General features: G+C 43.4%; 8 protein-coding genes. 1 reads left to right on the plus strand and 7 read right to left on the minus strand.

What is annotated here, in order from left to right; translation table 11 throughout:
• The 6 genes from CXF82_RS00065 to rplU form a co-directional block, all read right to left on the minus strand.
• A partial coding sequence (locus tag CXF82_RS00065) for a dihydrofolate reductase (RefSeq protein WP_102043447.1) occupies positions 1–448 on the minus strand: 448 nt, incomplete at its 3' end.
• 21 nt (positions 449–469) lie between these two features.
• A complete protein-coding gene (locus CXF82_RS00070) occupies positions 470–940 on the minus strand; it encodes a threonine/serine exporter family protein (protein ID WP_101091335.1) in 471 nt (156 codons plus the stop codon).
• Positions 937–1,698: a threonine/serine exporter family protein gene (locus tag CXF82_RS00075; RefSeq protein ID WP_101091334.1), complete on the minus strand. Its 762-nt coding sequence runs from the start codon at positions 1,696–1,698 to the stop codon at positions 937–939. Before CXF82_RS00075 ends, CXF82_RS00070 begins: the two co-directional genes overlap by 4 nt.
• A 26-nt stretch (positions 1,699–1,724) precedes the next feature.
• Positions 1,725–2,891 carry an Obg family GTPase CgtA gene (gene cgtA, locus CXF82_RS00080; RefSeq protein ID WP_101091333.1) on the minus strand — a complete coding sequence of 389 codons (1,167 nt, stop codon included), beginning with the start codon at positions 2,889–2,891 and terminating at the stop codon, positions 1,725–1,727.
• A gap of 138 nt (positions 2,892–3,029) precedes the next feature.
• The gene (gene rpmA, locus CXF82_RS00085) at positions 3,030–3,284 is read right to left on the minus strand and encodes a 50S ribosomal protein L27 (protein WP_101091332.1); all 255 of its coding nucleotides are present in this window, start codon (positions 3,282–3,284) and stop codon (positions 3,030–3,032) included.
• Between the two features lie 15 nt (positions 3,285–3,299).
• On the minus strand, positions 3,300–3,611 hold the full coding sequence (rplU, locus tag CXF82_RS00090) for a 50S ribosomal protein L21 (protein WP_020914101.1): 312 nt from the start codon (positions 3,609–3,611) through the stop codon (positions 3,300–3,302).
• Between the two features lie 281 nt (positions 3,612–3,892).
• On the opposite strand from rplU, the gene ispB reads away from it, so the two are divergent.
• A complete protein-coding gene (ispB, locus tag CXF82_RS00095; protein WP_101091331.1) occupies positions 3,893–4,864 on the plus strand; it encodes an octaprenyl diphosphate synthase in 972 nt (323 codons plus the stop codon).
• A gap of 75 nt (positions 4,865–4,939) precedes the next feature.
• Here ispB and mdh read toward each other — a convergent pair whose 3' ends face one another.
• Positions 4,940–5,875 (minus strand): malate dehydrogenase, encoded by a 936-nt coding sequence (gene mdh / locus CXF82_RS00100; protein WP_101091330.1) that lies wholly within the window; start codon positions 5,873–5,875, stop codon positions 4,940–4,942.
• Positions 5,876–6,160: the final 285 nt, after the last annotated feature.

The following is a 6,160-nucleotide window of genomic DNA, read 5'->3' on the forward strand; positions in this document are numbered from 1 at the left end:
CCAATTGTTTACTACTTATAGCTACATCTCTCGACATTTCCAACCAAGAACCATCATCCCAATGCGGGAAATAGGTATCGCCTTCAACATCCAGTGAAATTTCGGTTAAATATAAAACATCCGATATACACAAAAGGCTTGCGTAAAGTTGACCGCCTCCGATAACAACCAGCTCTTCACAGTCGCCTGCAGCGAGCTTAGCATCCTCAAAACAGGTCACCGTAGTGACACCGTCTATAGCCAAATCCTTTTGACGACTAATCACTATATTATGCCTGCCTGGCAACGGTCGACCAATTGACTCATAGGTCTTTCGCCCCATCACGATAGGTTTACCTAGGGTTACAGCCTTAAAATGGCGTAGATCTTCAGGGAGGTGCCATGGCATCTTATTGTCTTTACCAATAACGCGGTTATTCGCCATAGCGGCAATCATAGCAATTTTCAAAATACTTCCTTTTACATTTTGTTAGATGACTGGACGCGAGCGAAAATAAAGTAAGCTTGGCATAGCAAGGCCGACAGATAGTGCGCCGAGAATGAATACAGTTTTAAGCCCATTACTGATGACTTCTGATATCAGTTCCGGGCTGACATGGGATTGTGCCGTCAATTGGACTAATGCTATCACGGTATTAAATGCGTAGGAGCCAGGGATCATCGGAATGATCGCTGCAACAGCGTACATCAAAGGTGGCGCGAGATGACGCTTAGCAAAACCAATTGTAACTATCCCTACGAGCGCAGCAGCAAAAAATGTTGCCCATTCAATAGGGAGTCCTAGGCTTAACCACATCGTGCGGCTGCCATGCCCTAGTGCTCCCGCTATTGCACAAAAAGGCAGGAAACGACGCGGTACATTAAACAGCATCGCAAATCCTACTGCAGGAATCGCTGAAAACACCGCATCATTTAACATGCTTAGAATAAGCGACATCATAAAAACAGCCCACCTATTTGCATTGCCATAGTGATCCCTATTACTGACGATACCGTCAGTAACGTCGCGTGGCCCCAGCGAGAAATGCCGACGTTTAGGTGTCCCTTTACCATATCCGATATAGCATTAATCATCGGAAAGCCTGGCACAAGCATCAATACACTCGCGGCCATGGGTAACTTGGGCGTGTCGGTTAAATCAAATTGGTAACCCGTTTGCGCAATAATAGTCGTAACGAATGCTGTAACACTGAAATTGAGGAGTAAATTGAAATGACGTTTGGCGATAGAAAGTCGAACAAACATACCGATAGCTGAAGCTAAAAATGTAATCAGGCAAGCCGTAATGTCTCCCCCGAATAGGTGACAAAAACTAGCACAAGATAAGCCAATCATAGGGACTACATATTTTGCTGGATAAGTCTTAGGTTCGATGCGGCTGACACGTTTACGCACTTCATGCAGGCCGTATATGCCTTTTTCGGTCAACAGACAGATACGTTGAAGCTCGCATACAATGGTCATATTAATACCATGCTCACGCGTTCGTCTGGTTGTGGTTATACAGCGCCCATGAACAAGGCTAGTTAAAACGAGGCAGTTGGAGGAGATAGAGATTTCGACACTGGCTAAGCCTAAAGCATAGCCTAAGCGCTGACTAATCTCTTCAACAAGTTCAGAGTCAGCGCCATAAGCTAGAAGAAGTTGAGCAACCCTAACAACTTGACGTGTAATATCATTTTGTGTGTCGGCGTACAATTCTCAACATCCTCAATTGAAACTATCTATCTTTGATAGATAACCTCAACATCGTAATCATCATCATCAAAATCGTCGTCATCATCGTCAGCGACATAATCTTCGTTGACAGATTCGTTAGCATTTTGATGGTAATTATCCCACTTAAACTCAACTTCGGCTTCGACGTCAACTTTCTCTTCAGGAGGTAGCAACGCAATAAAGTCGAGCAACTTAAGTGCTAATTCAGCTGTACCTTCGCGATTATAAGCGGAAATAGTAAATACTTCGCCTTCCCACTCCAGTTCATTAACAATCTTATCGATTTTTACTTGCAGCTCTTCTTTGAGCATCAAATCGGCTTTGTTAATGACTAACCAGCGTGGCTTACCAGCAAGCTTAGGCGAATGCTTTTCTAGCTCAGCGACAATAGAACGCGCTGACTCTACAGGATTGCTACCATCGATAGGCTCGACATCCAAAATGTGCAACAGCACTCGGCAGCGTTCTAAGTGCTTCAAGAACTGAACACCAAGACCAGCACCATCTGCAGCACCTTCGATTAGACCGGGAATATCCGCAATCACGAAGCTTTGGCCAGGTCTTGGGTTAACAACACCAAGATTGGGCACCAACGTTGTAAAGGGATAATCTGCTACTTTTGGTCTTGCTTTTGATACTGCACGAATAAAAGTCGATTTACCCGCATTTGGCATACCCAGTAGGCCAACATCAGCAAGCAACAACAGCTCAAGTCTCAAGCTACGTACTTCGCCATCAGTACCTAATGTTTTTTGCCTAGGTGCACGGTTAGTACTGCTTTTAAAGCGCGTATTACCCATACCATGGAAACCACCTTTGGCCACAAGCATTTTCTGGCCGTGTATGGTTAAATCACCAAGAGTCTCTTCTGTCTCAGCATCTATTGCTCGTGTACCGACAGGTACTTTAAGCACTAGCTCATCACCGCCATGACCAGTACAGTCTCGACCACGACCGTTCTTACCGCGTTCGGCATTATGGAAGCGTTCAAACTGAAAGGTAATTAATGTGTTAAGGTTTTCGTCAGCCTGCAGATAAACACTGCCGCCATCGCCGCCATCACCACCATCAGGTCCACCATCAGGAACATATTTTTCACGTCTAAAACTGACGCAACCACTACCACCATTACCCGCTTCAACACGGATAGTCGCTTCATCGACAAACTTCATACCAACTCCTGGCACCACAGAATGAAAGAATTATACTCTTAACGATTCTAGTCGCCAAAAAACAATTTACTTAATATTAAAAAAAACAAAGCCCCACCAATGGCGGGGCTTTGTATTAATCTTAGCAGAAGCTAAAGATTAATCTTCAATGCTGATAAACTTGCGGCTCTGTGGACCTTTAACTTCAAACTTCACTTTACCAGAGGTAAGTGCGAATAAAGTGTGGTCACGACCGATACCAACATTAACACCAGCGTGGAATTTAGTACCACGTTGACGAACGATGATGTTACCAGCTAGAACTGATTCGCCGCCAAAGCGCTTTACACCAAGACGTTTACTTTCTGAATCGCGGCCGTTACGAGTAGAACCGCCAGCTTTTTTATGTGCCATGAGTTAGACTCCTAATTAAGCGCTAATAGCTGTAATTTTAACTTCGGTGAACCATTGACGATGGCCCATCTTCTTATCGTGGTGCTTACGACGACGGAACTTAACAATAGTTACCTTCTCCGCACGGCCGTGGCTAACAACTTCAGCAACAACCTTACCACCTTCAACTAAAGGTGCACCTACGTGTACAGTCTCACCATCTGCAACCAAAAGAACTTGGTCGAACTCGATAGTTTCGCCTGTAGCGACTTCTAATTTTTCTAAACGAACTGTATGACCGGCTTCAACACGATGTTGTTTGCCGCCACTTTGAAAAACAGCGTACATAGCTATTTTACTCCGATATTCTAAACACGCCGCTCAAACTATATTAGATTGATGCAGGGGTGCTATAAAAGCTTTAATGACAATGGTCGCGGAGTTTACGCTAAGAACTAGCATCTGACAAGAGCTAATTCAGTAAGAATAAAAAAAGACCCAAATATCTCCCAGAATTAGCGACAACTACTGTCTTGCTGCACAAATTTAGGTAGAATCCCCCTATTATAACATTTATGTCTTAAATGAGCTGCTGATTGTCATAGCAGCCAACAAATCAGAGTCTATTTATGGATTTAAACGCCATTCGTCAATTGGCTGATAGCGATATGCAAGCAGTCAATCAACTGATCTATAAACAATTAGAGTCAGATGTAGCCCTAATTAATCAATTAGGTTTTTATATTATTAACGGTGGCGGCAAACGCTTAAGACCTTTATTGTCAATTTTAGCGGCTCGGGCAATCGACTATAAAGGTGATTCTCACTTAAAGTTGGCAGCAATAATCGAGTTTATTCATACAGCTTCACTACTGCATGATGACGTCGTTGATGAATCTATGCTCCGTCGCGGCAGAGAAACAGCGAATGCATTGTTTGGTAATAGTGCCAGTGTATTAGTAGGTGACTTCCTTTATACGCGTTCATTCCAAATGATGACTGAGCTTAAAAGCTTAGACGTACTTGAAATACTCGCTGACGCCACTAACGTACTCGCCGAAGGTGAAGTCCTGCAATTGATGAATTGTAACGACCCAGACACCACTGAAGAAAGCTACATGCGTGTCATCTATTGTAAGACAGCAAAATTGTTTGAAGCTGCAACACGCTTAGCGGGTTTATTAGCCGAAAGCTCTGAAGAGATACAAACAGCACTTGCTGAGTATGGTAAGTTTTTGGGTACCGCCTTTCAATTAACTGATGACCTACTTGATTACACAGCAGAAACAGAAGAGCTAGGTAAGAACATAGGTGATGATTTAGCTGAAGGAAAACCAACTTTACCGTTGATCTTTGCCATTGCCAAAGGTAACGACACAGAGAAAGCGCTCATTAGAGAAGCGATTGAAAAAGGTGACGGTACAGAGCACATTGAAGTGATTATAAGCGCCTTAAAGCGTTGTGGTGCGCTTGAATATACTGAACAGCGAGCCATAGAAGAGTCTAACAAGGCTATCGCCGCATTAGCTATATTGCCAGAGTCAGAATACAAAACAGCACTAATTTCACTGGCTAAGATAGCCGTACAGCGTAGTCACTAGTTTTATTGACTCAATAAAAACGGAGCCAATTGGCTCCGTTTTTTCGTTAAGGGCTTACATTGTCAAAAGGTAAGCTTACTTAACAAATTCGATACCAAGCTTAATATCTGCTTTTAGCGTATCTAGCATTGCATCACGAGCACTTGCTTCAAATGCGCTAACGTCACCATATGCTAATACTTCTTCAACACCATTTTTACCAAGAACAATAGGTTGAGCGAAAAACTCAGCATGTTCGCTGCCGCCATCTACGTAGGCACATTCAACAACGTTTGCTTCGCCTTGCAAGCCACGAACGAGAGAAAGACCGAAACGACAAGCTGCTTGTCCCATAGAAAGTGTCGCACTACCGCCACCCGCTTTAGCTTCAACAACTTCAGTACCTGCATTTTGGATACGCGTTGTTAACGCTGCAACTTCTTCATCAGTAAAGCTAACGCCTTTAACCTGTGAAAGAAGTGGCAGAATAGTCACACCACTATGGCCACCGATAACGTTCACTTTAACGTCTGCTACGTTTAAGCCTTTTGCTGCAGCAACAAAGGTTTCAGAACGAATAACATCAAGCGTCGTCACACCGAATAAACGGTTCTTATCATACACACCCGCTTTCTTAAGCACTTCAGCAGCAATAGCAACTGTCGTATTCACAGGGTTAGTGATAATAGCGATAAGCGCGGTAGGGCAAGTCGCAGCACACTTTTCAACAAGGTTTCTTACGATCCCAGCGTTGATGTTGAATAGATCTGAGCGATCCATACCAGGCTTACGTGCAACACCCGCAGAAATAAGGACCACATCGGCACCGTCTAATGCAGCAGAAGGATCTTCACCCGCAAATCCTTTTACTTCAACCGCTGTTGGGATGTGGCTTAAATCAACGGCAACACCTGGTGTTACAGGTGCAATATCATAAAGCGACAATTTTGAACCCGCAGGTAGTTGAGTTTTTAATAGTAGGGCAAGCGCCTGGCCAATACCGCCAGCAGCTCCAAGTACAGCAACTTTCATAGTTATCTCCGTCAATTCTCGGATTTTTGTGATTTAGATCCGCTTTTCTAATGGCGCAACAGTACTGGATTCACAACTAAAATTCAATTATCCCTTAGTCGTGTTCATTCTATTCTAGATTCACAATGCCACTTAACATCGCATTAAAAGCCCAGCCCGTCTAGCTTTGCTATCAAATCGCTTGCAAAAGATCAGTATAAAAATAAATAGAATTTATACTCTAATGAATTTAGTACCGCTCAACAAAACAACTCGCCGTGAATTATTATTCAAAAAAACGAATAA

The organism is Shewanella sp. GutDb-MelDb (assembly GCF_002836075.1).
In the GTDB taxonomy this organism is placed as follows: Bacteria; Pseudomonadota; Gammaproteobacteria; order Enterobacterales; family Shewanellaceae; genus Shewanella.